Source organism: Pelagibacterium lentulum (genome assembly GCF_003992625.1).
GTDB classification, from domain to species: Bacteria; Pseudomonadota; Alphaproteobacteria; order Rhizobiales; family Devosiaceae; genus Pelagibacterium; species Pelagibacterium lentulum.
The window spans coordinates 99187-125854 of the sequence record NZ_RZMW01000042.1 but is presented as its reverse complement, the minus strand read 5'-3'; the positions used below and the strand labels follow the sequence as shown (position 1 = coordinate 125854).

Annotated in this window: 26 protein-coding genes and 1 pseudogene; 13 read left to right on the top strand and 14 right to left on the bottom strand. The window is 57.5% G+C overall.

Going from position 1 to position 26668, the window contains the following annotated elements:
- Positions 1–81 precede the first annotated feature (81 nt).
- The 3 genes from EO133_RS16625 to EO133_RS16615 form a co-directional block, all read right to left on the bottom strand.
- Positions 82–1857, bottom strand: a complete 1776-nt coding sequence (locus EO133_RS16625) for a peptidoglycan L,D-endopeptidase MepK (protein WP_244640845.1) — start codon at positions 1855–1857, stop codon at positions 82–84.
- A 173-nt stretch (positions 1858–2030) separates the two neighbouring features.
- Complete coding sequence (locus EO133_RS16620; RefSeq protein WP_164735060.1) at positions 2031–3683, bottom strand: L,D-transpeptidase family protein; 1653 nt, start codon at positions 3681–3683, stop codon at positions 2031–2033.
- A gap of 159 nt (positions 3684–3842) precedes the next feature.
- Positions 3843–5327 carry a sigma-54-dependent transcriptional regulator gene (locus tag EO133_RS16615; RefSeq protein WP_127073774.1) on the bottom strand — a complete coding sequence of 495 codons (1485 nt, stop codon included), beginning with the start codon at positions 5325–5327 and terminating at the stop codon, positions 3843–3845.
- Positions 5328–5711: 384 nt separating this feature from the next.
- On the opposite strand from EO133_RS16615, the gene EO133_RS16610 reads away from it, so the two are divergent.
- The 5 genes and pseudogenes from EO133_RS16610 to EO133_RS16590 all read left to right on the top strand — a co-directional run bounded on the left by EO133_RS16610 (position 5712) and on the right by EO133_RS16590 (position 11092).
- Positions 5712–7514: a M3 family oligoendopeptidase gene (locus EO133_RS16610; RefSeq protein WP_244640844.1), complete on the top strand. Its 1803-nt coding sequence runs from the start codon at positions 5712–5714 to the stop codon at positions 7512–7514.
- Between the two features lie 44 nt (positions 7515–7558).
- Positions 7559–7732, top strand: a complete 174-nt coding sequence (locus EO133_RS16605; RefSeq protein ID WP_127073772.1) for an aa3-type cytochrome c oxidase subunit IV — start codon at positions 7559–7561, stop codon at positions 7730–7732.
- 184 nt (positions 7733–7916) lie between these two features.
- Positions 7917–9386, top strand: a complete 1470-nt coding sequence (locus tag EO133_RS16600; protein ID WP_127073771.1) for a Re/Si-specific NAD(P)(+) transhydrogenase subunit alpha — start codon at positions 7917–7919, stop codon at positions 9384–9386.
- A 2-nt stretch (positions 9387–9388) separates the two neighbouring features.
- Positions 9389–9679: pseudogene (locus EO133_RS16595) on the top strand (proton-translocating transhydrogenase family protein); the annotation flags it as partial.
- Between the two features lie 9 nt (positions 9680–9688).
- Entirely contained in the window at positions 9689–11092 is a 1404-nt protein-coding gene (locus EO133_RS16590; protein WP_127073834.1) for an NAD(P)(+) transhydrogenase (Re/Si-specific) subunit beta, read from the top strand.
- Positions 11093–11156: 64 nt separating this feature from the next.
- Here EO133_RS16590 and EO133_RS16585 read toward each other — a convergent pair whose 3' ends face one another.
- Positions 11157–11489, bottom strand: coding sequence for an ArsR/SmtB family transcription factor (locus EO133_RS16585; RefSeq protein WP_127073769.1), 333 nt, complete (start codon positions 11487–11489; stop codon positions 11157–11159).
- Positions 11490–11496: 7 nt separating this feature from the next.
- Positions 11497–12129: an SRPBCC family protein gene (locus EO133_RS16580; protein ID WP_127073768.1), complete on the bottom strand. Its 633-nt coding sequence runs from the start codon at positions 12127–12129 to the stop codon at positions 11497–11499.
- Positions 12130–12310: 181 nt separating this feature from the next.
- On the opposite strand from EO133_RS16580, the gene EO133_RS16575 reads away from it, so the two are divergent.
- The 3 genes from EO133_RS16575 to EO133_RS16565 all read left to right on the top strand — a co-directional run bounded on the left by EO133_RS16575 (position 12311) and on the right by EO133_RS16565 (position 14516).
- Positions 12311–12931 (top strand): LysE family translocator, encoded by a 621-nt coding sequence (locus EO133_RS16575; protein WP_127073767.1) that lies wholly within the window; start codon positions 12311–12313, stop codon positions 12929–12931.
- A 73-nt stretch (positions 12932–13004) separates the two neighbouring features.
- The gene (locus EO133_RS16570) at positions 13005–13652 is read left to right on the top strand and encodes a DsbA family oxidoreductase (RefSeq protein WP_127073766.1); all 648 of its coding nucleotides are present in this window, start codon (positions 13005–13007) and stop codon (positions 13650–13652) included.
- A gap of 63 nt (positions 13653–13715) precedes the next feature.
- Positions 13716–14516: an alpha/beta hydrolase gene (locus EO133_RS16565; RefSeq protein ID WP_127073765.1), complete on the top strand. Its 801-nt coding sequence runs from the start codon at positions 13716–13718 to the stop codon at positions 14514–14516.
- Positions 14517–14600: 84 nt separating this feature from the next.
- Here the strand turns inward: EO133_RS16565 and rpsU are convergent, their stop codons facing one another.
- The 3 genes from rpsU to purE form a co-directional block, all read right to left on the bottom strand.
- A complete protein-coding gene (gene rpsU, locus EO133_RS16560; protein WP_127073764.1) occupies positions 14601–14822 on the bottom strand; it encodes a 30S ribosomal protein S21 in 222 nt (73 codons plus the stop codon).
- Positions 14823–14966: 144 nt separating this feature from the next.
- Positions 14967–16040, bottom strand: coding sequence for a 5-(carboxyamino)imidazole ribonucleotide synthase (locus EO133_RS16555; protein ID WP_127073763.1), 1074 nt, complete (start codon positions 16038–16040; stop codon positions 14967–14969).
- Positions 16033–16581: a 5-(carboxyamino)imidazole ribonucleotide mutase gene (gene purE / locus EO133_RS16550; protein ID WP_127073833.1), complete on the bottom strand. Its 549-nt coding sequence runs from the start codon at positions 16579–16581 to the stop codon at positions 16033–16035. The genes EO133_RS16555 and purE overlap by 8 nt, the downstream gene beginning before the upstream one ends.
- 259 nt (positions 16582–16840) lie before the next feature.
- Here purE and EO133_RS16545 point away from each other — a divergent pair, with 259 nt between their 5' ends.
- On the top strand, positions 16841–18658 hold the full coding sequence (locus tag EO133_RS16545) for a DEAD/DEAH box helicase (protein WP_127073762.1): 1818 nt from the start codon (positions 16841–16843) through the stop codon (positions 18656–18658).
- A gap of 167 nt (positions 18659–18825) precedes the next feature.
- Here the strand turns inward: EO133_RS16545 and EO133_RS16540 are convergent, their stop codons facing one another.
- Positions 18826–19638, bottom strand: coding sequence for a siderophore-interacting protein (locus EO133_RS16540; RefSeq protein ID WP_127073761.1), 813 nt, complete (start codon positions 19636–19638; stop codon positions 18826–18828).
- Positions 19639–19728: 90 nt separating this feature from the next.
- Positions 19729–19935: a YdcH family protein gene (locus EO133_RS16535; RefSeq protein ID WP_127073760.1), complete on the bottom strand. Its 207-nt coding sequence runs from the start codon at positions 19933–19935 to the stop codon at positions 19729–19731.
- 159 nt (positions 19936–20094) lie between these two features.
- Here EO133_RS16535 and EO133_RS16530 point away from each other — a divergent pair, with 159 nt between their 5' ends.
- Complete coding sequence (locus EO133_RS16530) at positions 20095–20274, top strand: YdcH family protein (RefSeq protein ID WP_127073759.1); 180 nt, start codon at positions 20095–20097, stop codon at positions 20272–20274.
- A gap of 273 nt (positions 20275–20547) precedes the next feature.
- On the opposite strand, the gene EO133_RS16525 is transcribed toward EO133_RS16530, so the two are convergent.
- The 3 genes from EO133_RS16525 to EO133_RS16515 form a co-directional block, all read right to left on the bottom strand.
- Entirely contained in the window at positions 20548–21303 is a 756-nt protein-coding gene (locus tag EO133_RS16525; RefSeq protein ID WP_127073758.1) for a sulfite exporter TauE/SafE family protein, read from the bottom strand.
- A gap of 93 nt (positions 21304–21396) precedes the next feature.
- Positions 21397–22134, bottom strand: coding sequence for a DUF1013 domain-containing protein (locus EO133_RS16520; RefSeq protein WP_127073757.1), 738 nt, complete (start codon positions 22132–22134; stop codon positions 21397–21399).
- Between the two features lie 112 nt (positions 22135–22246).
- Positions 22247–23260 (bottom strand): NAD(P)H-quinone oxidoreductase, encoded by a 1014-nt coding sequence (locus tag EO133_RS16515; RefSeq protein WP_244640842.1) that lies wholly within the window; start codon positions 23258–23260, stop codon positions 22247–22249.
- A gap of 80 nt (positions 23261–23340) precedes the next feature.
- On the opposite strand from EO133_RS16515, the gene EO133_RS16510 reads away from it, so the two are divergent.
- Together EO133_RS16510 and rcdA are read left to right on the top strand one after the other, a co-directional pair.
- Positions 23341–23520: a DUF1192 domain-containing protein gene (locus tag EO133_RS16510; protein WP_127073756.1), complete on the top strand. Its 180-nt coding sequence runs from the start codon at positions 23341–23343 to the stop codon at positions 23518–23520.
- Between the two features lie 364 nt (positions 23521–23884).
- A complete protein-coding gene (gene rcdA / locus EO133_RS16505; protein ID WP_127073831.1) occupies positions 23885–24346 on the top strand; it encodes a protease adaptor protein RcdA in 462 nt (153 codons plus the stop codon).
- Positions 24347–24412: 66 nt separating this feature from the next.
- Here rcdA and rpmE read toward each other — a convergent pair whose 3' ends face one another.
- On the bottom strand, positions 24413–24637 hold the full coding sequence (rpmE, locus tag EO133_RS16500; protein ID WP_127073755.1) for a 50S ribosomal protein L31: 225 nt from the start codon (positions 24635–24637) through the stop codon (positions 24413–24415).
- A gap of 188 nt (positions 24638–24825) precedes the next feature.
- Between rpmE and EO133_RS16495 the strand changes: the two genes are divergently transcribed.
- Positions 24826–26667 (top strand): ABC transporter transmembrane domain-containing protein, encoded by a 1842-nt coding sequence (locus tag EO133_RS16495; protein WP_127073754.1) that lies wholly within the window; start codon positions 24826–24828, stop codon positions 26665–26667.
- The last annotated feature ends 1 nt before the right edge of the window (position 26668 follow it).

Genomic DNA, 26668 nt, shown 5'->3' with positions numbered 1-26668 from the left:
GATGGTGTAGTCAGAATAGGCCAGTTTGGCAATATTGCGGGGCGACACTGTGACTGTGTGCCCCGCCATTGGCCTTGGCGATCAGCGCAAGGTCACAAGGATCGTTCCCTGGTTGTTAAACCCGTTGGTGTCAGGCCCGAGTGAAGCTGTGCGACTGAATTCAAAGGGATGCGTCTCGGAATCGACCTGGGTTGCCGGGCTGAAATCGGCATTGTCAGGCTGCATCATATAGCCAAATTGCGCGCTGGTGAGCAGTTCAGAGGTCAAAAACATTTCTGTCACGTGATCGACATCGGGCGCATGGAGTTCGCCTTCGCGGACCTTGAGGCTGGCCAGAGCATTGGCTGTCGCGGCGTCGGGCACGCCGTCGCGTGGTCCTATGGGGCCGGAAAACAGGCTCGCAAATGCGGCAAGATCATCGTCGCTTTCGGAAAGCGCCGCGGTTTCGATCAACGCGGCAGCCGTGCCTCCGGCCGCGGTCGTGCTAGCAATTGCCTGGGGGCGCGGTAGTGGGCTTGGCGCGATCGTGTTTTCCTCGATCCGAACTGAACTGCCGGTGCTGGCGGCATAGGCGGCAGCAACGACCGGCGCTTCAAATTCGGGGCGGCGCAGCGGAACCGGTGCGTCATCGAGAGCCGCGATGGCAAGGCTGCCTGCATTATTGGGAGCATAGGCAGATGGCGTACTGGCCTGCCGCTCAGACAGGGAGCGCGACATTGTCGGGGGCACGGGCGCATTAGATTCCTGGATTGCAAGGGCTGCGACCTGTTGCTCCATTTCTTGAGCATCGACGATGGCAAAGGGGATCGTTTCGGGCGCCGATGCGACGCTTGTGGACGGTTCGCCCATCAGTGCGCCCGGCCGCGAGGGCGGCGTTGGGACGTCGGCAACCTGTTGGCTTGGCGCCGGCGCTGCCGGTGTTGCGGCAACCGGTGCCGGCGGTTGCGGAGTGGGCTGGCTCGCGGCTGTGCGGCTTGGTGCCTGCGCCGTCTGCGTCTGCGTCTGCGCCGGAGCCGGTTGGCTTGCGGAAGAATCGTTATTGTTTCCGCCGGTGAAAAGGTCCATCAGCGTACGGCGAGGGGCAGAGTTCTCGGCAACCCGCGTTGACGAAGCCGAGCTTGCGCCCGAGCAGGGAACGCGCTGGCAACGCTGCCATTCGGCCTGTGCCAGCCTGTAGCCTTCCTGGCTCAGTGGCACACCGTTGGACGGAATGTGCATGGTTTTGCCGTCAGGGAAAATCTGCTGGAGTTGGGCTGTCGTCATGCGCGGCCATGCACGCACCGAGCCGGTGTCGAGATGCACAAAGGGGCTGCCCGAGGAAGGATAATAACCGACGCCGCCGACATGCTTGCGAAAGCCGATTTCGCGCAATTTGGAAGCGGGAACGCCGGGGATGTAAAAGTCGATCGCTTTACCCTGCATATGCTGGGAATTATTGGCGACACCGGATGAATTGGAGGCCAGCATGGCGTTGGTGGCGGCGGAGCGATAGGCCGAAACAACGTGGATGGGCTGATTTGAGCCGGTTTCCTGATAGACTTCCCAGAGCAGATCGAACAGGGCCGGGTCCATTTTGGCGGGCTCGTTGCGTCGCCAGTCACGCAGGAAGACATTGAGCTGGTTCAGGCCTTCCTGCACATAGCGTCCATTGCGCTTGAAAACGATCCGCGCCGTTTCCTTGGTATGGGTGTAGTGCAGGTACAAGGAACGCTCATTGGATGCCTGAGCGGAAGTTACAGTTGCCGGTAACATGCTTGTTACCGTCAGCGCGGCCGCAACAAAGGTACGCGCGACGCGCTTGAATAATGTCGATCCCCGAAAAATCACGCCCGGTTCGCCCACTTGGTTTTGTGTCAAATTTGACGAAACGCTAACATAAACTCCATGCGAGATTGTTAACGCTAATGAAGGGTGATTTCCACCCAAGCATCATTTTTATTGCTGGGACGTTGGTATCGGTCAAAGGCGGCACAAGCGTGACGCCTTTCTTGACCAATCCTTAACAGGGGCTGAGCGGGCGCTATAAAATGCTACTCGAAACCCAGCATGGACACGATTTTTGCATGATGGCCGTAAAGGTCGCCATAGGAGCGTACGGTGCCATCTTCCGAAATGCGGAGCGTGAAATAGGCAAGGTGGACCGGCACGCGATTGTCCATGCTGAACCAGCGCTCATTGGGCCCCAATGAGTTTTCGAGCGAGGCAACGGTGAAATTTGGCTCGAACTCAAGCAAGGCTTCCGCGAACTCGAAGGGGTTCTCGACACGTACGCAACCCGAAGATAGTGCGCGCATCGAGCGGGCGAAAAGGCCGGGCGAATTTGTGTCGTGCAGATAGACGTCATGCTTGTTGGGGAACAGGAACTTGACCTGCCCAAGCGCGTTGGACCTGCCGGGTCGCTGACGGACACGGAACTGGGCCGGATTGACCTGTTGCCAATCGACCATCAAGGGGTCGACCACCCGGCCGCCGTAAAGCAGTTCCATGTTCTGGCTCGCCAGATAATGGGGATTGGCGGCAACGCGCGGCATGATGTCCTCGCGCAAAATGGTGGGCGGCAGGTTCCAATAGGGATTGGTCACAACGTGGCGGATACGGTCCGAAAAGATCGGGGTCTGGCGCCGCTCGCTGCCGACGATGACCTTGGTATCCCAGAAGGTCTTGCCGTATTTGTTCACTTCCAGCGCAAACTCGGGCACATTTACAAACACGTTGAAATCGCCCAAATCCTCGGGCATCCAGCGCCAGCGTTCCATATTGGCGACAATATCGCCAATTGAAGCGCCATTGGCGCCGTTGAGCGCGGCAATTGTTGCAGGCCCTACGACGCCATCGACTGTAAGGTTCATGTCACCCTGAAACGAGCGCATGGCTGCAACCAGTTCGGGATCGTAAAGATTGGCAAGCGTTTCGTCTTCGGGCGCGGTGAGGCCCAGACGTTCGCGCAGGTCGGGAACGCGCGGATCGGTCATGCCGGCGCGCAACAAGCCGCCATCGCCGATTGTCACCTGAGCTTTGATTTCGCCATTGTAGTGGGCTGCCAGCAATTCGCGCAGCGCAACGAATTCGCGGTGCGTGGGATGGAAATCGAGCAGGATCGATGCCGGATCGTTCGAGGCCGAAAGTGCGGTTAAAAGTTCGCGCTCGTTGACCCGCTTGATGTCGACATCGATATAGCCGGAAACCGAGCGCGGATCGAGGCGGCCCGAATATGCGTCCTGCGCATAGCGCAGCATGGCTGCGGAAAACGCGCTTTCAAGCGCCGCAAGTGCCTGCGGATCTGTGGCTGCGGCGCTGACATCGAGGGCATCGGTAAGATAATCGTCAGGGTTGAGGCCCTGCAAATGGGCTTGCTCGAAAAGTGCCACGACACCTTGTGCCTTGTCCGAGAAGGCAATGGTTCCGTCCTGGGTTTCGGAAAGCCAAAGCGGCTCGAATTTGCGGCTGCCATAGAAGTAATAGAGCTGCTGGGCATCGGTTTGGGCGCGTGTGTTCTGGCCCGCCGCGGCGATCGAATCGCGCAGACCGGCACGGATGGTTTTGGCAAGCGGATTTTGCGGCGGCGCGATCAGGATGCGCTGGGTTTCGACCTCGCCGACAATGACCGTTTCAATGGCCGAAGTCCGTTCAACAAGCGCAAAAAGGGAAATCCCCGCGACCAAACACGCAGTCAGCTTCTTCATCGTCCGTCTTACCGTTTTTTCTTTTCGCACCAAGCCCTCGCGGGTCATTGCGGCACTCATGCTACACGCCCGCTGTGAATCGAAAGTTTAAGCGGGGTGGCACAAACGTGCCAATAACGTGTCAGCAATGTGATGCAGGTTCAGGTGATGTTGCGGCTTTCACGCAACATCTTCGCTGTCGTCCAGACCATATTCCTTGAGCTTGCGATAAAGCGTGGATCGCCCGATTCCCAACTGTCTTGCGACCTGCGCCATGCGCCCGGCATGGTGATCGATGGCAAAAGCGATCAATTCCTTTTCGATCTCGGCAAGTGGCAGGAGATTGCCGTGATCGTCGATAAAACGATCAGGAATCTGCGCCGGTGCCGAATCAGGCAGGCGTGGCAATATCGGTGGTGCATTGTCTATATGGACGGGCGCATGTGGCGCGAAGCCGGTCAGCGTTTCGCTGTAAAGCGCGTCGCGCCCTTTTTGCGCCGCCAGGATCTGGGGGAAATCCGCAGGCCGCAGGATCGGGGTTTCGGCAAGCACCACGGCGCGGAATATCGCGTTTTCAAGCTGGCGGATATTGCCCGGCCAGTCATGCGTCCTGAGCATTTCAAGCGCTTCGGGCGCGATGGAGTGGACCCGGCGGCCTTCCTCGGCGGCAAATCGGGCTATGAAATGGTCCACCAGCGCCGCAAGGTCTTCCATACGCTCGCGCAAGGGCGGCAAATAGATCGGAAAGACGTTGAGCCGGTAATAGAGGTCTTCGCGGAAATGGCCGTCCTTGGCGAGATTGAGCAGCCGTCTGTTGGTGGCAGAGATCAGCCGGACATTGACCTTGACTGGCTTTGAAGCGCCGACTGGTTCGATTTCGCCTTCCTGGATCGCGCGCAACAGCTTGACTTGCGTATCGAGCGGCAACTCCCCCACTTCATCGAGAAATAGGGTGCCATTATGGGCTTCCCGGAACTTGCCCGGCGCGTCGGCGATAGCGCCGGTAAAGGCACCTTTGACATGGCCAAAGAGCGTGGATTCCACAAGATTGGCGGGAATGGCGCCGCAATTGACGGTGATGAAGGGTTTGCCCGCCCGTTCACCCGAGCCTTGAATGGCGCGGGCAAGCAGCTCCTTGCCGACCCCGGACTCCCCTTCGATCAGAACCGGAATGGTGCTCGCCGCAGCCTTTTTGCCCAGCGACAAAGTGCGGGCCATGGCCGGGCTTTTTGAAATGATCTGGGCGAAACTCAAGGTGCCTGCGCGCTTGTCGCGTTCGGCCCGCAGGCTGGTTTCCAGCGTGCCCATCTTGAGCGCGTTGCGCAGCGAGATGGTCATGCGCTCGGGGGCAACCGGCTTGACGAAAAAATCCGTCGCGCCAAGGCGCATGGCTGACACAACCGCGTCGAGGGACGATTGCGCTGTCTGGACAATCACGGGCACCGAATAGCCTTCGCGGCGCATGGCTTCGAGCACTGCCATGCCATCCATTTCCGGCATGACGAGATCGAGAATCAGGGCGCCGATACCGTCGGTCTTTTGCAAAAGGCTGAGTGCCTCGGCTCCCGATTGCGCGACGATGGGGGTCAGTCCGGCCCGTGCGACAACTTCGCTGGCAAGCCTGCACTGAATAGGATCATCATCGACAATAAGAACCTTGTGCATTGCGCCAGCTTTCTCCCGCGGCTTGTTGATCGCATCGGCTTGTTTCGCGTTCGCCGCAGCCAATGTGGCGGTTTGACGAATCGCAAATATGTGCCGATTTGGGTCAGGCTAGGCGCAGGCTCTTAACAGCGTTTTAACGTTACGTAATAATTAGCCATAACATGTTGTTTTTTCTGCCTTGCTTGTTTTGCCGCATATTCCAGAGCGCTTTGCCTGCAAACGGTTCAAGAAGGGGGCGAAAAAATCCCCCCTTGCACAATAAGTAACCAAATGGTTATAACCTGCGGCAAGTTGCCGTGGCGCGGCTGCTTGCGCTGGCCTTGGCAGCTTCAGGGCCCGGCGTTAGAGTGCGCCGCTTTCCTATCGGTTATGGAGTCGATTTTCATGTCCAGCCCAGCGGCGCCCAGCAATGAATTTGGCCAGCTTCCTGTCTGGGATCTCACCGATCTTTATCCGGGAGTCCAGTCCGAGGCCCTGTCCTCCGATCTGGCGTTTCTGGAAAAGGAAACCGTTGCGTTTGAAGCCGATTACAAAGGCAAGCTCGAACAGTTGACCCTGGACGGCAGGCTCATGGACGCGGTGACGCGCTATGAAAAGCTCAGCGAAGTTTTCGGGCGCCTGGGGGCGTTTGCCTATCTCAATTACGCGCAAAACACGCAGGATGCCGAGCGCGTGAAGTTTCTCGGCGATACGCAGGAAAAGCTGACCACGCTGTCCACGCGGACCCTGTTTTTCACCCTCGAGATCAATCGAATCGAGGATGGGCTGCTCGATCAGGCGTTTGAACAGAGCGCCGAACTGGCGCGCTACAGGCCTTGGTTTGCGGAATTGCGCAAAGCGCGGCCCTATCAGCTTGAAGATCGCGTGGAGGAATTGTTCCACGATAAATATGTGACCGGCCATGCTGCATGGAACCGGCTTTACGATGAGACCATGGCCTCGCTCAAATTCGATGTCGACGGCACTGTTCTGGGACTTGAGCAAACATTGTCGCTGATGAGCGACAAGAATGAAGCCAAGCGCAAGGCTGCCTTTGGCGGGCTCACCGGAACATTGGCGGAAAACAAGCGGCTCTTTACCCACATCACCAATGTTCTGGCCAAGGACAAGGAGATTGCCGACCGCTGGCGCGGCTATAGCGATATTGCCGATAGCCGCCATCTTGCCAATTCGGTCGAGCGTGAAGTTGTCGAAGCGCTGGAAGCGGCGGTGCGCGATGCCTATCCGCGCCTTTCGCATCGCTATTACAAGATGAAGGCGAAGTGGTTCGGTAAGGCAAAGCTCGATGCCTGGGATCGCAATGCCCCGCTGCCGACAAGCGATGATCGTGTGTTTGACTGGGATACCGCTACCCGTACTGTGCTTGATGCCTATGGCAATTTCTCGCCCGAACTTGCCGATCTGGCAAAGCCGTTCTTCAATTCGGGCTGGATCGATGCAGCGGCAAGCGAAGGTAAGGCGCCCGGCGCCTTTGCGCATCCTACGGTCACGACAGCGCATCCCTATCTGATGCTTAATTATATGGGCAAGCCACGCGATGTGATGACGCTGGCGCACGAACTCGGGCACGGCGTGCATCAGCGGCTCGCTGCGGAGCAGGGGGAATTGATGGCACCGACGCCACTGACCCTTGCGGAAACCGCCAGCGTTTTCGGTGAAATGCTGACCTTCCGGGCGATGCTCTCGGCAACGGAAAACAAGCAGCAACGCTTTGCCATGCTCGCCTCGAAAGTCGAGGATATGCTCAATACCGTAGTGCGGCAGATTTCGTTTTATTCGTTTGAACGCAAGGTGCATACCGCGCGGCGGCAAGGCGAGTTGCGGACCGAGGAAATCAACGCCTTCTGGATGGAGGTATCCGCCGAAAGTCTGGGTTCCGGTATTGAACTCAATGACGGATATGAGGCGCTATGGTCCTATATAGGACATTTCATACACGCGCCGTTCTACGTCTATGCCTATGCGTTTGGCGATTGCCTTGTGAACTCGCTCTATGCGCAGTATGAAAAGGCCAATGAAGGGTTTGCCGAGCGGTATTTCGGCCTGCTCAGGGCCGGAGGATCGAAGCATCACTCCGAACTGCTCGCGCCCTTCGGACTTGACGCCCGCGATCCGGGCTTCTGGTCGCTGGGTCTTTCGATGATCGAAGGGCTTATCGACGAACTGGAATCCGCCCAACCCGAATAGGGGGAGGGCACACAGATTGAAACGACCACGCCAAGGGAATAGTGATGGCCGAAAACCAAGTTGCAACCTACTCCAACAAGCCCATCAGCGAAAAGCAGAAGAGCGAGGAATTCCAGGAGCATAACCGCACCTATAAGGGCTTTCTCGAAATGGCCAAATGGTCCTGTATCGTGATCGGTATCATCCTGATCGCGCTATATTTCATCTTTATCCACTAGAGTTGATGCCTTTCCGAGCGGTTCGGATTTGGCAATTCTGGTTTTAGTTTTTTCGCGTTTTTTGGTCCGCTCTTCATTTGTAATGTGAGCGGGCCGCACAGTCGGAGGTCGAACGCGGAAAAACGGGGGTGCACGGTCAGGGCCACGCTTGTTGTGGTGCCGGTGCAAATTTAGGGCAGGATTCATGAAAATAGCTATTTTGCGTGAGCGCCTAGGCGGCGAAACCCGTGTCGCGGCGACACCGGACAGCGTAACCAAGCTCGTGGGGCTCGGTGCCGAGGTGAGCGTCGAGAAAGGCGCTGGCGAGGCCTCGCGCATTCCCGATGCGCTTTATGCGGCTGCCGGTGCCAAAGTCGAAGCCGGTGCCGCGGCAACGCTCAAGGGCGCTAATGTCGTTCTGGCCGTCAGGCGCCCTGAGGCAAAATCGCTTGGCGGCATTGCTAAAGGCGCTCTCGTTCTTGCGGTGATGGACCCGTTTGGCAACGAGGCCGATCTTGCTGCGCTGGCCAAGACGGGAATCTCGGCCTTCGGCATGGAATTCATGCCGCGCATTACCCGGGCTCAGGTTATGGACGTGCTTTCGAGCCAGGCCAACCTTGCCGGTTATCAGTCGGTCATTGATGCCGCTGCGGCGTTTGACCGTGCTCTGCCCATGATGATGACGGCGGCCGGTACGGTTCGCGCAGCGAAGGTCTTTGTCATGGGCGCCGGGGTTGCAGGGCTTCAGGCGATTGCAACGGCGCGCCGTCTTGGTGCTGCCGTTTCCGCGACCGATGTGCGTGCCGCCGCGGGCGAGCAAGTGGAGTCGCTGGGGGCAAAATTCATCATGACCGAGGCGCTCAAGGATGCTTCGGGCACTGGCGGATATGCCCGCGAACTGACCAAGAAAGAGCAGGCCGCACAGGCCGAACTGGTCGCCGGGCATATTGCCAAGCAGGATATCGTCATCACGACCGCCCTTATTCCGGGACGTCCCGCACCCAAGCTGGTTACCAAGGCCATGGTGGAATCCATGGCGCCCGGTTCGGTGATTGTCGATCTTGCGGCTGAACGTGGCGGCAATGTCGAGGTGACAAAGCCGGGCGCTGTGAGTGTGCATAAGGACGTAACCGTGATCGGCACACTCAATATGGCGGGCAAGATCGCGGCAACCGCATCCCAGCTTTATGCCAAGAACCTTCTGGCCTTCCTTGAGACCATGATCGACAAGGAGAAAAAGGCGCTGGCGGTCAATTGGGAGGACGAATTGGTTGCCGCAACGCTTCTGACCCGCGATGGCGCCATTGTTCATCCGGCGCTTGCTGCCGTGCCAAAACCTGCTGCGGCATCAAAGCCTGCAGCCAAGAAGGCGCCTGCAAAAAAAGCTCCGGCCAAGGCTGAAAGCGCCTCTGCTGCGGCCAAGGTAGAACCGAAGGCTCCGGCCAAGACCGGTGCGGCTGCAAAGGCGCCTGCGGCCAAATCGGCGACGGCTGCAAAACCAACGGCGAAAGCGCCTGCAAAAACCGGCGCGCCTGCCAAAACGTCTGCTGCAAAACCGGCCGCTGCCAAATCCAGCGCAGCAAAAGCCGGTACAGCAAAATCCGGCACGGCCAAGCCTGCAGCTCGCAAGCCTGCCGCCAAAAAGCCTGCGGCCAAAAAAGATGGAGACCAGTGATGGGTGGCCTAGTCGATCCTTTCTTTTTCTTTGTTTCGATTTTTGTGCTGGCGATTTTCGTTGGCTATTATGTGGTCTGGAGCGTTACCCCGGCCCTTCACACCCCGCTAATGGCCGTAACCAACGCGATTTCTTCGGTGATCGTTGTGGGGGCACTTCTGGCGGTGGGCATTGGTGAAAACGGCCCGGCCCGCTGGTTCGGCTTTTTCGCTCTGATCATGGCAAGCGTGAATATCTTTGGGGGCTTTCTTGTCACCCAGCGCATGCTGTCGATGTACAAGAAAAAGGGCTAACCGCAGATGATTTCTCCAAATCTTGCCGCCGTCCTCTATCTTGTAGCGGGCGCGCTATTCATCCTTGCCCTGCGTGGGTTGTCCAATCCGGCGCTGGCGCGCCGGGGCAACACGTTCGGTATGATCGGCATGGGCATCGCGGTGCTCACAACATTGGCCATTGCTGCGCCCTCCGATCCGTTTGTGTGGCTGCTCATCATTGGTGGTATCGCCATAGGCGGTTCGATCGGTGCCTATATCGCACGCGGCGTACCGATGACGGCTATGCCCCAGCTTGTCGCCGCATTCCACTCGCTTGTGGGCATGGCCGCGGTTTTCGTTGCCGCTGCCGCGCTTTACGCGCCGGGTTCCTTCGACATTCTTTATGGCGATGCCATCAAATTGCAGGCGCTTATTGAAATGAGCATCGGCGCGGCGGTCGGTGCCTTCACCTTCACAGGTTCGGTCATCGCTTTTGCCAAACTCGATGGCCGCATGAGCGGCAAGCCGATCCTGCTGCCATCGCGCCATTTGATTCATCTCGGCCTAGGCGTGCTGATGGTGGTGCTGGTTGCCGTATTTTCGGTGACAGCAGACCCGATCCTGTTCTGGATCATTGTTGCCATCGCATTTGCGCTCGGTGTGCTGATGATCATCCCCATCGGGGGGGCGGATATGCCGGTTGTGGTCTCCATGCTCAACTCCTATTCGGGCTGGGCGGCGGCAGGGATCGGGTTTACCGTTTCCAACACGGCGTTGATCATCACGGGCGCGCTGGTGGGTTCGTCAGGCGCGATCCTGTCCTACATCATGTGCCGGGCAATGAACCGCAGCTTCATCTCGGTGATCCTTGGCGGTTTCGGTGGCGACGATGCCGCCGCTGGCAGCGGGGACGAGGAAGAGCGTCCGGTCAAGCAGGGGTCGGCGGAAGATGCGGCCTTTATCATGCAGAACGCCTCGAAAGTCATCATCGTGCCCGGATATGGCATGGCGGTTGCACAGGCCCAGCATGCGCTGCGGGAAATGGCGGATGCGCTCAAGGAAGCCGGGGTGGACGTTAAATATGCGATCCATCCGGTCGCGGGGCGTATGCCGGGGCATATGAACGTGCTGCTGGCTGAAGCCAATGTCCCTTACGATGAAGTGTTTGAGCTTGAGGACATTAACTCCGAATTCGGGCAGGCCGATGTGGCCTTTGTGATCGGCGCCAATGACGTTACCAATCCGGCGGCCAAGACCGACAAGACTTCCCCGATCTACGGCATGCCAATTCTTGATGTTGAAAAGGCGGGTACGGTTCTGTTCATCAAGCGCGGCATGGCGGCAGGCTATGCGGGTGTGCAGAACGAGTTGTTCTTCCGCGACAACACCATGATGCTGTTCGGCGACGCCAAGAAGATGACCGAAACCATCGTCAAGACGCTTAATCACTGAGCGTCATAACACCTGCAATAAAAAGGGAGCCGGAAGGCTCCCTTTTTTGCGCCCCAGCCGATGGTCACTCCGCGCGCCGTTGCTTTTTGCCGCGGGCGATTTCGGTATCCAGCGCGCTTAGCTTGGGCTCCCAGAAGAAGCGGAAACGCTCAAGCCAGGAATCGACCTGCTGCAATGGAGCGCTATTGACCGAATAGATCCTGCGTTGTCCATCGACCCTGACATCGGCAAAGCCACTGTCGCGCAGCACCTTCAAGTGCTGGGATACGGCGGCCTGTGTGATGCCGAACTCGGCCTGAATGGTTTCGACAATCTGGCCCGAACGATGCTCACCATTGGCGAGCAGTTCGAGAATGCGGCGCCGGACGGGATCGCCGAGAACGTCAAATGCTTCCATGGCACGCCTATTGGTTCGCGCCGGTATAAAAGTCGGTGGTGCGTTTGGCCGCAGCCTTAGCCTGTTCGGTATCTTCTCCGGCCTGGATCGCTGCCCGCATCCAGCTCTGGCTTGCACCGGCTATGAAGTTTCCGCCTTCCGGAGACGCGGCGAAAGCACTTTCGTCGAACTGGTCACGGCTGGCACCGGCAAGATAAAGACCGAGGCCAAGAAAGCCGAGATCCCAGCCCACACCAACCGCCCCCGGTCCATATTGTTCCCAGAACTCGTCCAGAGGGCAGATATGGGTAAGAGACAATCTGGTTTGCTCCTCGCTATCGGCTGCAAGCGTCACCTCGACCCAGCTAACCCCGCCGCCAAATTCCCAGGTGACGGCAACGAGGCGGGGCGGTTCGCAACGGGTGATTGTACCCCCGGCATTACCCTCGAACTGGTAATGCCCGCCCTGTTTCAAATCGCCGCTAACGGGCAGGAACCAACGGGGCAATCGCTCGGGATTGGTAATGGCATCCCATAGATCGTCGATGCCGGTCGTGTAACTTCTGGCGAGAATGACGTTGCGAACCGGCTTGCCGTCACGTTCGTCTGCAATAATTGTACGGCTGACGGCGCCCAGATGGGACGGGAAGTCGATGCTCATGAAGCTCCTCCATAAATACAAGAAAAAACTTATATAAGTGTATCCTTTATCTTTTGTGCGGTCAAGTGTATGCCGTTAAGGCCATGCGGTTGCCGACTTCTCTGCCTTTGTGGCAAGGGCGCGAGGAACAAACTTTCCGGCTTTTCTTTCTATTTCCGTTGGGCAATTGTGGTGGATGGACATGCTTTCCCTGCCCACACTTGCCACCTTCTTTGTAACTGCGCTGGCCATCGAACTGACGCCCGGCCCAAACATGGCCTATCTGGCGCTGTTGAGCGCAGAACGTGGGCGCAGGCCAGGACTCTTTGCCGTGGCGGGTGTCACGCTGGGTCTTGCAATTATCGGACTGCTTGCAGCATTGGGTCTTGCAGCGATTATCGCGCAGAACCAATTGGCTTATCAGGCAGTCCGATGGGCAGGCATCCTTTATCTCGTCTGGCTGGGATACGATAGCTGGCGCGATGCGCAAAAGCCGGTTGGCCAAGAGGATTACTCTGCCCGTTCGCACATCTATTTCCGACGGGGATTGATCACAAATCTGCTCAATCCCAAGGCGGCCGTTTTTTATCTGGCCGTTTTGCCGAATTTTCTCCCCGCGCAGGCGTCAGTAGCCAGTTTTATTCTTCTGGCGGCGATTTATGTTTTTGCCGCCACCTTTGTCCATACCATGATCGTCGTGCTGGCCAGTCAGTTGCAGCCGTTTTTTGTGCAACCGGAACGGCGGCGAACGTTGGGAGCGATATTTGGGCTGCTTCTGGTCGGTGTCGCCATCTGGCTCGGTTTGTCCACCCGACAGGTATGACCATTACGCCTATGTAAGCTCTTGCAGCAGACGGTGTGCCTTGCCATTTGGAAGGTAAGAACGAGGAAAGTTCATGACTGAAACGATTCATATCGACCTGTTTACCGACATTATTTGCCCGTGGTGCCTTATTGGCACCGCGCGGCTCGACGCAGCATTGGCGGCACTTGACCCAGCCATCACCGTAACAATCGCCCATCACCCGTTCCTGCTCGATCCTTCCATCCCCGATGACGGGCAAAATACGCGGGAAAGGCTCAAAGCCAAATACGGGGGTGATGTGGCGGCAATGCAGGCGCGCGTCGAACAGGCAGCACATCAAGCCGGGGTCGATCTCGACCTTTCCGTTCAACCCATGAGTTATCCGACCATCAAGGCGCATACACTCATCCGCCTGGCGCCGTCTGAAATACAGTATGCGTTGGCCAAGGCCTTTGCTGCGGCCTATTTTCTTGAAGGCAGAAATATTGCTTCCGATGACATCCTGCTCGAGGTTGCGCAGACGCATGGATTTTCCCAAGACGATGCAAAGGCGCTGCTGGCCGATGAGCGTGAGCATGACGCTACACGATTAATGGCTCATTCTGCTGGCCAGCAAGGCGTCAATGGGGTGCCGTTTTTCATCTTCAATTCCAAGTTTGCGCTTTCGGGCGCACAACCGCCAGAGGTCTTTGCTCGCGCGTTCCGGTTAGCGACCGGCGAAGAGGCGTTGCCAGCCTGAACGATTGCCAATTGCTATGGGATTGGTATCAAGGGGCGGGGTGTTCAAAATGGAGCATGGAACGTGATCAGACGAATTGTTTTCGGGACACTAGGCGTTCTGGCCGTGGCCTATATGGGGGTTGTCGCCTATCTCTATTTCAATCAGCGAGCTTTCTTTTTTGTGCCCGATGGTGATGTGTGGGAGATCGCAGATGTCGGGCTCGATGCCGAGCTTGTATCCATTCCAACAACCAATGATGAGACCGTGACGGGCTGGTATGGCGCACCATCGCCCGGTATGCCGACCATTCTTTACCTCAAGGGCAATTCCGGCAGTTTCACCTCCGAGTACGCGCGCTTCCAGGCCTTTTCCGAAGACGGCTTTGGCTTTCTTTCTATCGATTATCGCGGATTCCCTCTATCGCCAGGTCAGATCACGCAACAGAACATTCTTGACGATGCACTTGCCGCTTTCGACTGGCTGGCCGAACGTGAAGACCAGATCCTTATTTGGGGGCGGTCGCTGGGGTCATCACCTGCCGTCTGGGTGGCAAGTCAGCGCGATAGTGACGCTCTTGTGCTTGAAACCCCGTTCTATTCTGCGGTGGCAGTGGCAGCAGAGCGCTATCCTTATGCGCCGGTCGGTTTTCTGATGATGGATCAGTTTCCATCGAACGAATGGATCGGCGATGTCGAGGAGCCGCTTTTCATCGCGCATGGCACGGCCGATGTCGTCATAACTCATGGCAATGGCGAGCGCCTGTTTGCCGAGGCGCCCAATCCTTTTGAAATCTGGATCGAAGACGGTGCGGGCCACAATGACATGTGGGCGCGGGGTATCTGGGAGCGTACCAAGCAGTTCTACGCTGCCGCGCTGCAATAAGCGCGGGGATGGGAGCTTTCGGCACAAAAGAAAACGCCGCCCGGAAGGGACGGCGTTTGCAATGAAGCGTTCAACAAATGTCGATTAGCGACGACCGGCAGTAACACCTGCCTCACGCTGCGCACGCTTGCGAGCCAGCTTGCGCGCCCGGCGAATGGCCTCAGCCTTCTGGCGCGCCTTCTTTTCAGAAGGCTTCTCGTAATAGTTACGCAGCTTCATTTCGCGAAATACGCCTTCGCGCTGCAACTTCTTCTTCAGCGCCCGAAGCGCCTGATCGACATTGTTATCGCGAACGACTACTTGCACGCGGCACACCGCCCTTTCAAAGCTAAAATTCAGTTGATTGAAAACGCCAAGCTCAAAAAGAGAGTGGCGCCGACCAGCTTTCGCCAGTCACCGTGGTCGCGGTAACTAACAGAAGAGTCGGGCTTTGTCCACTGGCTTTACGCTTTATTTGCCGCCCAGCCGGTTGATGTGTCCCATTTTGCGGCGCGGTCGCGCCTGGGTCTTTCCATAGACATGGGGCTGACCGGATGCTGAAAGTTGCGCGATCTCGAAAATCTCGTCGCCGATCAGGTTTTCCATAGTCACATCGGCCAGCCGTGTGGTTTCGCCAAGCGGCCAGCCGCAGATCGCCCTTATATGATTTTCAAACTGATCGGTGAGGCAGACGGCCTGCGTCCAGTGGCCTGAATTATGAACCCGCGGCGCGATTTCATTGACCAGCAGGCCGCCATCGGGCAGCACGAAGAATTCGACGCCCATGACTCCGACATAATCCAGCGCATTGGCGATTTTCGCCGCCGCGTCGCGCGCAGCTTGTGCGGTTTCGGTACTGATCGTGGCGGGCAGCGTCGAGGTCTTGAGAATGTGGTTCTCATGGACGTTTTCAGCAGGCTCGTAAGTTACGACTTCCCCATCGGCGCGCCGGGCCACGATCACCGAAATCTCGCGCTCGAATGCAATAAACCCTTCCAGAACCAGCTGGACGCCGCCGATCTGGTCAAAGACTGCCTGAGCGTCCTTGTTGCTGCCGATTGTGCGCTGACCCTTGCCGTCATAGCCCAGCCGCGTGGTCTTGAGCACCGCGGGCAGACCGATTTCGGCAATGGCCTTATTCAGTTCGACAGGGCTTGAAACAGGCCGGTATGGCGCGACGGCGACACCGGCCCCGGTCAGGAAGGCTTTTTCTGTCAATCGATCTTGAGAAACCTCAAGCGCCATTGGGCCTGGAAAAACCGGGCAGAATTTTTCCAGAAACTTGGCCGAAGTGACCGGCACATTCTCAAATTCATAGGTTACAAGATCGACCGATCGCGCGAAGCGCTCCAGCGCTGCTTCATCATCATAGCCCGCAACGGTCTTGTGGGGGGTTACCTCAAAGGCGGGGCTGTTTTCGTCCGGGCAAAAGATATGGGTGCGCATACCGAGCTGGCTTGCGGCAAGCGAGAGCATGCGGCCAAGCTGGCCGCCGCCAAGTATGCCGATGCGGGCGCTAGGCGCCATAATCTTACGGTCAGTCATTGTCGCGGGGGAACTCGGGAACGGAATCGGTCTGGCGCGCGCGCCAGTCGGCCAGGCGTTCGGCAAGGTCCTCGTCCATAAGGCTCAGGACCGAGGCAGCCAGCAGGGCGGCATTGATGGCGCCGGGTTTGCCGATGGCCAGCGTGCCGACCGGAACACCGCCGGGCATCTGCACGATCGAGAGCAAACTGTCCTCGCCGCGCAGGGCCTTGCTTTCCACCGGCACGCCGAAAACGGGCAATGTGGTCATCGATGCAATCATGCCGGGCAGGTGTGCCGCCCCGCCTGCACCGGCAATGATGACCTGAAAGCCTTCCTCGCGGGCATTGGTGGCAAAACTGACCATGCGGTGGGGCGTGCGGTGGGCGGAAACGATACGCGCTTCATAGTCGATCTTAAGCGCATCGAGCGTTTCGGCGGCAAAGCGCATCGTGGGCCAATCGGATTGGCTACCCATGACGATGGCAATTGGTGGTGAGGTCTGCACGCGATTATCCCCCTCAAGGCAAAAATAGCCTGTAGCCGAATTGGGGAACGCCATCAAGCAAAGGGCAGGGGCGACCAAGAAAATTTGCTCATTTTGAAGGTTTTACTGGACGAAGCAGGCCAAACTGGCGTTAGAGAAAGGCAAGCATAGGCTGCGCTTGGAAATCCGGGGCCGTATTTGGGCATCGGGGAGTTGGGATAAAAAAGCGCCATTGCTTTTTGGGGCAGGCCGGCTTTGCCGATGGCCTGCTAACGGTTCCGAGCCAGGGGATGTCAAAAGACGCTCCGGCTCATTTTCAAAGGCTTTGCATTTCATGCACTCAGATACACATGCCGCGTCCGGCTTGCCCGCCGCGATTCATCCCGCTCTTGCGCGCGCGCTGGAGAAAAAAGGCTACGAAACGCTGACACCGGTTCAGCTCGGCGTTCTTGAAGAGCGCTGCGAAAATGCCGATCTTCTTGTTTCGGCCCAGACCGGCTCGGGCAAGACCGTTGCATTCGGGATTGCGATCGCGCCAACGCTGCTTTCCGGACAGGATCAGTTCTTGCCGGCAGACACGCCTTTGGCGCTGGTCATTGCGCCGACGCGGGAGTTGGCCCTGCAGGTGCAGCGCGAACTCAACTGGCTTTATGGCGATACGGGCGTACGCACGGCATCTTGCGTCGGCGGCATGGACATCAGGACCGAGCGCCGCAATCTTGAGCGCGGTGCCCATATTGTTGTGGGTACACCGGGTCGGTTGCGTGACCATATCACCAGGCGGGCGCTGGATCTTTCCGGGATCAAGGCAGTTGTGCTCGATGAAGCCGATGAAATGCTCGATTTGGGCTTTCGCGAGGATCTTGAATTCATTCTCGATGCTGCACCTGTCGAACGCCGCACGCTTCTGTTTTCGGCAACTGTGCCACCCGCGATTGCCAAACTGGCAAAGACCTTTCAGCGCGACGCCGTGCGGCTCACGGCAACCAGCGCAACCGAGCGCCATGCCGATATCGATTATCAGGTGATGGTGGTCGCCAAGGACGAGCGCGAACACGCGATCATCAACACGCTTTTGTATTTCGACCAGTCCAATGCCATCGTCTTTTGCCAGACGCGCGACGCGGTCAAGCATTTGACGGCGCGGCTTTCCAATCGCGGATTTTCGGTTGTGGCGCTTTCGGGCGAACTGACCCAGAGCGAGCGCACCAACGCATTGCAGGCCATGCGGGATGGCCGGGCCAGGGTTTGCGTTGCAACCGATGTTGCTGCGCGCGGTATCGATCTGCCCAATCTCGATCTTGTGGTCCATGCGGATTTGCCGACCAATCCCGAAACGCTGCTGCATCGCTCGGGAAGGACCGGGCGCGCCGGGCGCAAGGGCGTCTGTGTTCTGATCGTGCCGCAGCACCGGCGCAATGGTGCCTCGCGCGTGCTCAAATTCGCAAATATCGATGCGGGCTATCGCGCGGCGCCAACAAGCGCGGATATCGATGCTCATTACAATCAGCGTATTCTTGATGAAGCGCAGGCCATTTCGCCGATTCAGGAGGACGAAGCGGAAATGGTTGGAAGGCTGGTTGAGAGCCTTTCGGCAGAGCAACTGGCCATCGCCTATCTGCGTCAGCAGCGGGCGGCACGACCGGCCCCGGAGGAGATTTCCGATACACCGGTGCCGACGGGGCGCGAAAAGGGTGCGCGCAGCGGCCAGCATGATGGTGCACCATCCGAACGCGGACCGCGCAAGCCGGATATGGAAGATGGTGTCTGGTTCTCGCTTTCTCTTGGCCGCAAGCATCGTGCCGATCCCAAGTGGCTTCTGCCAATGATCTGCAAGGCTGGCGGCGTGACCAAAAAGGATGTCGGTTCGATCAAGATCGAGGACACCGAAACGCGTTTCCAGATTTCCGGCGATATGGCAGCGCGCTATGCGCAAACGCTGGCGATAGGCGGCAGCGGCGAAAAGGGCGTCACCATTACCCAGACCGGTGAATCACCCGATTTCGCTCCGCATCCGAAAAAGGGCAAGGCAGGTTATGGCAAACGCAACGGCAAGCCCAAATCAGCCGCGGGAAAGACAAAGTTCAAACCGGCCGGAAACAAGCCACGAACCCGCCGCGCGAAAGGCCCGCAAGGCCCGGATTTCGGGTAACGGCGTTGCTTGGGGCACAGACCCGCGGATCAAGCCCGCGGGCGAAGCCGCATAGGTCGGCCAACATTTGAGCCACGCTGTTGCCAGCGTTGCGACGAGCATCATGCCCGTAGTGGTGCGCGCCGTGAGACAAGATGAAAAGGCGCTTCAGCCTGCCTGAAAGGCAATCAGTGCGCGTGACCGTCGTCGAAATCTTCGCTGCCTAGCTGCCAATAGCCTGCGGCCTTTATCCAGTCCGGGTTATGGCCCAGGCCGTCGACGAAATGAGCGCGAATCGATTTGCTTATTCTGGCTTCACCGGCAGCGAAGATGTAGCCGTCGCCAGAAGGCAGGGTGAGAGCCTTTGCGGCGTTGAGCAGCAAATCGGTGGTGCCCGGCTCGGCCCCATCGCGCGGCAGCCAGATGATTTCGCAATCGGCGGGGGCGTCAAAACTCTGCTTTTCCGAAAGGTCGGCGACTTCAATCAGCGCTATGACCTTGGCATCGGCCGGCAGTTCTTCGATCCGGCGCCCGATGGCAGGCAGCGCGGTTTCGTCCCCGATCAGCAAATACCAGTCAAATGTTCCGCGCAAGACGAATGAGCCACGCGGCCCGCCGATACCGATGCTGTCGCCTGTCTTTGCCGCTTGTGCCCAGGTCGAGGCCGGACCATCTCCGTGCAGAACGAAATCGAGCGTCAGGGTTTTTGCGTCGTTGTCGTAAAAGCGTGGGGTGTAGTCACGCGCTTCGGGACGCCGGCCATCGGGAAAAGACAGCCCGTTGGCGCCGGCCGTCGGCTTTACATCGAGAGATTTTCCCGGTTCAGGGAAAAAGACCTTGCAGTGATCATCATAGGCAAGGCTTACAAAATCGGCAAACTCATCGCTTTTGAGCGTTATGCGCACCATTTTGGGAGAAATGCTTTCAGCGCTTTCCACCGTGGCGATGCGAAATTTCAACTCGTGACGAATGCGCTCAACAGAGCGCGACTGGTTTTCCATGGGAGAGCCGATTCATAGATATTGAAAATAACAGCTACCCAGTTACAAAAGATGAGTGGCTAGGTCAATTTAATTGGCGACGCGCAACCGTTACGCGATGATATCAGGCAGAAGGTGCCGTTCGAGTTCGGTTATGCGGTCCTTCAGGGCGAGCTTGCGTTTTTTCAGCCGTTGAAGCAGCGTCGCATCGGCCAGCCCGGAAGCGGAAAGCGTGGCAATCGCGGCATCGAGATCGGCGTGCTCCTGCCTTTTTGTTGCCAATTCCAGACCGAGTTTGGCCTCGTGTTGCTTGTCCATTGGCAGCATTTCAATTCCTTTTGGACGCCGGGTGGCAAGGTGGAACCATACCTTTTCACCGATGCGGGTTCACAATCTCTTATTGCCACAGATTTGCCATTGGACAAAAGCTTCAAAGTTTGTGACGATATTGTCGTTCACGTGATGAAAGGAGTGACTATGACCTCACAAACTTACATCAGCTCTCTGGAGCGGCGACACCAGGATCTTGAACGCAAGATCGAGCAGGAAATGCGCCACCCGGCGCGCGATGCCCTGCTTATCGCCGCTCTCAAGCGGAAAAAGCTTGAACTCAAAGATGAGATGACACGAGCGCAAGGTGAAGTGACGACGCACTGACCCTGCAAGAGGTCTGACACAGCTTTATCAGATAAGGCCGCCAAGCAGACGACCCAGTTCTGGCGGTGAGACTAGCATCTAAAAATGTGCGGCATGCACGTAAGGCCACGGCAATATGCTGCGGCCTTTTTTCGTAATTTTCTGCTCTAGAGCCGTTCAGGCTTTGATGGACTCAGAGCCCGGCTCTAAGTCTTTGTTTTGTCGCGTGTCGGAACCGCAAAACCGTTTCCGCCCTCGCATCAGATCCAAGGACATGCTTTTGCTGGACACGTTCTAGAAAAATATTCCGACGATACCGTCATAGACAAGCTTGGCGCCCAGCGCGAGCAACAGCCAATAGGCGATGGTGTAAAACAGGCCGGTGTCGATACGCCGAACCATGAAAACACCCGCAATCATACCAGCGACGGCCAGCGGTAGCAGATAAAGTGCTGCCTGCATATTGGAGACGGAAAGCTGCCCCAAGGTGAAATAGGGGATCAGTTTCAGCGTATTAACGACGGCAAAGAACACCGCATTGGTGCCGGCAAACAGAGCTGGCCGCAATTTCAGCGGCAAAAGATAGATCTGGATTGGCGGCCCTCCGGTATGGCTGACAAAGCTGGTGAAGCCGGCAATGGCCCCCCAAAAACTGCCCCAGGGTTTTGATGGGGGCAGATTTTCAAGCTTCTTGCGCAGCGGAAACCATGCGTCGAGCACAAAGAGCACGGTAATGAGGCCAATGGCGAGGCGCACTGCCGCTTCATCGACAACGGCCGAAAGCGCCCAGGCGATGCCGGTTCCGGCAATGGCGCCAGGCAGCAATATCCAGAGGATCTTCCAGTCGAATTCGCGCCGATAGACAAAGAGCGCAATGGCATCGAGAACCAGAAGAATGGGCAGCATCATGCCTGCGGCATCGCGTGCGGGCATGACAAGGGTGAGAAGCGGTACGCCGACGGCACCAAGGCTTACGACCAGCCCGGACTTGGAGAGTCCGACAAGAATCACAGCCAATCCGGCAACAAGAAAAAAGCTCAGGTCAAACATTGTCCATGTGCCGGATCAAGAAGGAACTGGAGGGACAGCAAGAAAAAGGGCAGCGCCGGTATCGGGCTGCCCTTTGGGATTATTCGATCGGGATCAGTTGCGATCGTCTTCGTCGGTATCGGTGTCACCCTTGAGAGACTTGAGCTTGGCAAAGACCGAATCGGCTTCGTATTCAGCTTCGCGCTCGGTCTCGACCGGGTCCTGGTCGAAAGTTACGCCATCCTCATCGGTTTCATGGCGTGCGCGGCTAAGCGCTTCTTCGGCTGTCATCAGGCGGGTGCCTTCAGGTGCATCTTCCGTTATGCCAGCGCTGCGCGCAGCCTTGCGCACTTCCATATCAAGCTCGATCTGGGTGCAGAGGCCGAGAGTGACCGGGTCCATCGCCTGCAGATTGGCGCTGTTCCAATGCGTGCCCTCACGCACTGCTTCGATGGTCGATTTGGTGGTGCCGACAAGGCGCATGATCTGAGCGTCCTTGAGTTCGGGATGGCTGCGCACCAGCCATTTGATGGCATTGGGTCGCTCGTGACGGCGCGAGGTCGGCGTATAGCGTGGACCTCGGCGCTTGGGGGCAGCCACCTTTACCTTGGGCTCGGAAATCCTGAGCTTGTAGTTTTCGTCCGCTTCGCCTCGTGCGATTTCCTCGCGGGAGAGCTGACCGTTCTGGATCGGGCTGACGCCCTTGATGCCGCCGGCCACGTCACCATCGGCAATCCCCTGAACTTCGAGGGGATGTAGCGTGCAGAAATCGGCGATCTGCTTGAAGGTCAGACCGGTATTTTCAACAAGCCAGACGGCTGTTGCCTTGGGCATGAGCAATTGCGTGGCCATGATAAATCTCTCCTGTGCCGCGGCCCGGTTTTCTTGGGGCCGCCCGCCTCGCCAAATGGAAATGAGGGGGAATTTGGCGCCACTATAGTTGCAGCGAAGCGCTCATGCAATGTTAATCATAAGCTTGCGTATGCGCCGCGCGACCAGCATCGGTCAGAAGCACGATCTTGCCGAAATGGTCAGGCGCTTCCATGGCCTCGTGCGCCTTGCGCGCGTCTGCAAGGGCAAAGGTGCGGATGCGCGGGGGCAGAATCGTGCCATCGGCAATGGCAGGCCAGATGGTCCGATAGAGTTCGTGCGCCAGTTCGGCCTTTTCCAGCGCGTTCAGCGGTCTAAGGGTTGAGCCGGAAATGGTAAGCGCTTTCATGAGCACAAGCCCGAGATTGATCTCCGCGCGAGCACCTTGCCGGACAGCCAGTTGCAGAATGTGCCCTCCGCGCGCGGCTGCCTTGAGATTGCGATTGGCATAATCGCCGCCAACAATATCGATGATGATATCGGCACCCATGTTGCCAGTGATCTCCAGCGTGCGCGCGACAAAATCTTCGGTCCGGTAATTGATGACATGGGCGGCGCCCATGGCTTTTGCGTATTCGGCCTTTTGATCGGACGAAACTGTGGCGATGGGGATGGCCCCGATGCGGGCGCACATCTGGATAGCGGTGGCGCCGATGCCGCCTGCACCACCATGAACAAGCACATGACTACCGCGAGCCAGTTTGGCGCGACCGATCAGCGTCTGTTGCAGCGTGAAAAAGGTTTCCGGAATCGTTGCGGCCTGGGCCCAATCCCAGTTTTCCGGCTTGGGGAGAACCTGCCCTTTGGGCACTGCAACATATTCGGCATATCCGCCGCCATTGCACAGGGCGACGACGGAATCACCAAGGGCGAACTGGTCGACATTCTCACCAAGGGCAGCAATCGTTCCGGCAACTTCAAGACCGGGTAGCGGAGATGCGTCAGCGGGTGGGGCATAATTGCCCTGACGTTGGGATATATCGGGGCCGTTAACGCCGCTCGCAAAGATCCTGATCAGAACTTCTCCCGGCGCGGGGCGGGGTGTTGCAATGGTGGTGGCGGTGAGGACATCCGGGCCACCGTGACCCGAAAGCGTAACCGCTTGCATTTGATCTGGAATCTGCATGGACCTGATAATGGCACTGGGGCAGAGTATGTCCAGATGCGATGTGGGCAAGAGGTGATGAAATGGACGATGATATAACCAAAAAGGCCGATTATGAAATCGGCATGGTTCTTGACGCGCTATCGGTCGACGAATTGCAGGAAAAAATCGCGATGCTCAAAGGCGAGATCGCGAGGCTGGAAAACGCTATAGAAAACAAGACCCAAAGCAAGTCGGCGGCCGATGCCGTGTTTAAATTCTGAAGGGAAAAGGGCGTTCATTGTTTGTCAGGGTTAAAAAAGCGAGTCTTGTTAAGTTAAAATTAACCTGATCGCGTTAGGTTTTGGTTATCCAGTCTTTACTGGTTCTTCAGAGCGGTTCCTTCCCTCTGTTTGACGCCTCCCTGTTAACTTTCGAGAGCCGTTTGCTTGACGGCTCTTTTTTCTTTTCTGGCACCGATTTTCTCCACAGCGTTAAGCCTAATCGGCTTTGCGCGTTCGCTCGTTAATGACCTTTTGCGCTTTTCGACCTATGATTGGGCTTCGGTTTTTGTGCGAATAAAGGATAGAGCGCGTGGACAAGGACAATCCGGGGGCACAGCAGGCGGTCTCGCTGACACGGCGCCTGATGAGTTCAGGCGGCTTTGATGCGCTGTATCGTGAAGGGATGGGATTGATCGAAGAGGTCGCAGCCTATCTCGATGGGCCGGGTCGTGCCGATAGCCAGCATCTGAGTCGTGAAGCCTCGTTTGTCTATGCGACTGAAAGCATGCGGCTCACGACAAGGCTGATGCAGTTGGCGTCGTGGCTGTTGCTGCAACGCGCTGTAAACGAAGGGGAAATCAGCCCCGAGCAAGCGATGTCGGAAAAAGCGAAGGTTAAATTCTCGGCGCTGCCATCTGACCGGGGCGGTCCGGGTTGGGACGAGTTGCCGCAAGCCATTGTCGATTATGTGGAAAAAGGTGATCGGCTTTTCGAGCGCGTGGTCAAATTCGACAAGATCGAACGGGGTGAAATTGCGCCGGAGGCCAATGCGGAAAACGCCGTTTCGGCCCAGATCGACCGGCTCAAATCCGCGTTTGGAGCCTGAAAAACAGCAAAAAGCCCGGCGGGAAAGCCGGGCTTGATGCAAAGTATCTGGCGATACAATGGCTTATTAAGAGCCAAGAATGCCCTTGAATTTTTCCTTGAAGCGCGAAACGCGACCGCCACGGTCAACAAGGCGTCCCGAACCGCCGGTCCAAGCCGGATGGGTGGTTGGATCGATGTCGAGGGTCAGGGTATCACCTTCGCTGCCATAGGTGGAGCGAGTCTTGTATTGAGTGCCGTCATTCATCACGACCGTGATGAAGTGGTAATCGGGATGGATGTCTTTTTTCATGGTCGTAAGGCCCTAAATCAAACGGGCGCTTGAGCGCCCGGACGTCACGTGTATCTGGATCGTTGCGGGCCTTTTACAGAAAGCGGGAGTAAAGCGCAAGAGGCGGCATTTGCACTCATTTGGCCTTATGCTGTTGCTTGGTGCTCATGCACGGCTTATTTAGGCCCGGAATGAATGAAAGACCGCATATGTCCGATGTAACGGAATCGAACAGCGAAATCGCCTCTGCACCGACAGAAGCGCCACGCCTCAAGGCCTCGGGCAAACCCAGTTCGCTCAAACCGCTGCAGCGGTTGATGCCGTTCTTGCTGCGCTATCCAATGCGGCTGAGCCTGACACTGCTGTTTCTTTTCACGGCAGCGATTGCGTCACTGTCGATCCCTTATTTGGCAGGTGGGTTTATCGATGAAGGTTTTGTGGCCGAAAATTTCGAGGTGATCTCGGGCTATGCCTGGGCCATTATTGCCATTGGCGGCATTATGGCAATTTCAGCAGCGGCCCGGTTCTACTTCATTTCGCTTATTGGCGAGCGGGTTATCACCGATCTGCGCCAATCGGTCTTCAATCACCTGCTAAAACTCGACGCGACCTTTTACGACGTCAATCGCGTCGGGGAATTGATGAGCCGGCTCAATGCCGACGTTGCCATGATCCGCAACGCAATAGGCTCATCGGCCTCGCTGGCCATACGTTCGCTGATCCTGATGATTGGCGCCGTCTTCATGATGTTCTGGACCAATTTCCAGCTTGCGCTGGGCGTGGTTGTCATTATCCCGATCATCGTTCTGCCTCTGGTTTTTCTGGGCAAACGTATGCGGCGCGTTTCGCGCGTCACCCAGGATTCGCTTGCCGATCTTTCGGCAATGGCAACGGAATCATTGTCGTCAGTCAAAACCATCAAATCATTCGTGCAGGAAGGCGAGCAGCGACGGGTTTTCAAGTCTTACGCGGAGGCAAGCTACCGGGCCGAACTCAGCCGCTTGATGGCGCGCTCGATGATGATTGGCGTCGTCATGTTCGTTTCGACAGCGGCCATGGTCGCGCTGGTATGGCTGGGAAGTCAGGCCGTTTTTTCGGGCGCGGTGACGGTGGGGCAATTGACCCAGTTTGCGATCTATACGGTGATTGCAACGAGTGCGCTCACCAATATGAGCGATCTTTTCGGCGTATTGCAGCAGGTCGCCGGAGCAACCGAGCGTCTTATTGAATTGCTCGATACCAAGCCGGGCCTGCCTGTGCGGTCCGATCCTTTACAATTGCCCGAGCCGCCGCTGGGTACTGTCGCCTTTGAAAATGTCAGTTTCGCCTATATCACCCGCGAGGGCGCGCCGATCCTGTCGCACCTGAGTTTTTCGGTGCCGCAGGGTCAGACAGTCGCTCTGGTCGGTGCTTCGGGAGCGGGCAAGTCGACGGTCTTTGCGCTGCTGCAGCGGTTTTATGATGCGGCGGCAGGCTCTGTTAAGGTCGATGGACTGGATGTGCGCGATGTCGATCCTGCGCTGCTCCGGCAGCGTTTTGCTTCGGTCGATCAGGAGCCGGTGATCTTTGCTGGAACGATTGCCGACAATATTCGCTTCGGCAAGCCTGAGGCGACGGCGGCGCAGATCAAGGCTGCGGCCGATGCGGCGCTGGTAAGTGAATTTGTCGAACAGCTTGAGGACGGTTTCGATACACTCGTTGGCGAGCGCGGTGTCATGCTTTCGGGCGGGCAAAAGCAACGCGTGGCAATCGCCCGCGCGCTTTTGAAGGATGCGCCGGTCCTGTTGCTCGATGAGGCGACAAGCGCGCTCGATGCGCAGAGTGAACATCTCGTCCAGCAGGCGCTCGAGCGGTTGATGGAGGGGCGTACCACATTGGTCATTGCGCACAGGCTGGCAACCATCCGCAATGCGGACCGTATTCTGGTGCTCGACAAGGGCCAACTGATCGATGAGGGCACGCACGATGAACTCGTCAGAAAAGGCGGCCGTTATGCCGAACTTGCCAAGCTGCAGTTTCGCATGGCGACGGAAGACGCGCTGGCGGGCTGAC

Coding starts and splice junctions, on each gene's coding strand:
- EO133_RS16620 (WP_164735060.1), bottom strand. CDS start 3,683: ATGAAGAAGCTGACTGCGTGTTTGGTCGCGGGGATTTCCCTTTTTGCG.
- EO133_RS16615 (WP_127073774.1), bottom strand. CDS start 5,327: ATGCACAAGGTTCTTATTGTCGATGATGATCCTATTCAGTGCAGGCTT.
- EO133_RS16610 (WP_244640844.1), top strand. CDS start 5,712: ATGTCCAGCCCAGCGGCGCCCAGCAATGAATTTGGCCAGCTTCCTGTC.
- EO133_RS16605 (WP_127073772.1), top strand. CDS start 7,559: ATGGCCGAAAACCAAGTTGCAACCTACTCCAACAAGCCCATCAGCGAA.
- EO133_RS16600 (WP_127073771.1), top strand. CDS start 7,917: ATGAAAATAGCTATTTTGCGTGAGCGCCTAGGCGGCGAAACCCGTGTC.
- EO133_RS16585 (WP_127073769.1), bottom strand. CDS start 11,489: ATGGAAGCATTTGACGTTCTCGGCGATCCCGTCCGGCGCCGCATTCTC.
- EO133_RS16580 (WP_127073768.1), bottom strand. CDS start 12,129: ATGAGCATCGACTTCCCGTCCCATCTGGGCGCCGTCAGCCGTACAATT.
- EO133_RS16575 (WP_127073767.1), top strand. CDS start 12,311: ATGCTTTCCCTGCCCACACTTGCCACCTTCTTTGTAACTGCGCTGGCC.
- EO133_RS16570 (WP_127073766.1), top strand. CDS start 13,005: ATGACTGAAACGATTCATATCGACCTGTTTACCGACATTATTTGCCCG.
- EO133_RS16555 (WP_127073763.1), bottom strand. CDS start 16,040: ATGACTGACCGTAAGATTATGGCGCCTAGCGCCCGCATCGGCATACTT.
- purE (WP_127073833.1), bottom strand. CDS start 16,581: ATGGCGTTCCCCAATTCGGCTACAGGCTATTTTTGCCTTGAGGGGGAT.
- EO133_RS16545 (WP_127073762.1), top strand. CDS start 16,841: ATGCACTCAGATACACATGCCGCGTCCGGCTTGCCCGCCGCGATTCAT.
- EO133_RS16540 (WP_127073761.1), bottom strand. CDS start 19,638: ATGGAAAACCAGTCGCGCTCTGTTGAGCGCATTCGTCACGAGTTGAAA.
- EO133_RS16535 (WP_127073760.1), bottom strand. CDS start 19,935: ATGGACAAGCAACACGAGGCCAAACTCGGTCTGGAATTGGCAACAAAA.
- EO133_RS16530 (WP_127073759.1), top strand. CDS start 20,095: ATGACCTCACAAACTTACATCAGCTCTCTGGAGCGGCGACACCAGGAT.
- EO133_RS16525 (WP_127073758.1), bottom strand. CDS start 21,303: ATGTTTGACCTGAGCTTTTTTCTTGTTGCCGGATTGGCTGTGATTCTT.
- EO133_RS16520 (WP_127073757.1), bottom strand. CDS start 22,134: ATGGCCACGCAATTGCTCATGCCCAAGGCAACAGCCGTCTGGCTTGTT.
- EO133_RS16515 (WP_244640842.1), bottom strand. CDS start 23,260: ATGCAAGCGGTTACGCTTTCGGGTCACGGTGGCCCGGATGTCCTCACC.
- EO133_RS16510 (WP_127073756.1), top strand. CDS start 23,341: ATGGACGATGATATAACCAAAAAGGCCGATTATGAAATCGGCATGGTT.
- rcdA (WP_127073831.1), top strand. CDS start 23,885: ATGAGTTCAGGCGGCTTTGATGCGCTGTATCGTGAAGGGATGGGATTG.
- rpmE (WP_127073755.1), bottom strand. CDS start 24,637: ATGAAAAAAGACATCCATCCCGATTACCACTTCATCACGGTCGTGATG.
- EO133_RS16495 (WP_127073754.1), top strand. CDS start 24,826: ATGTCCGATGTAACGGAATCGAACAGCGAAATCGCCTCTGCACCGACA.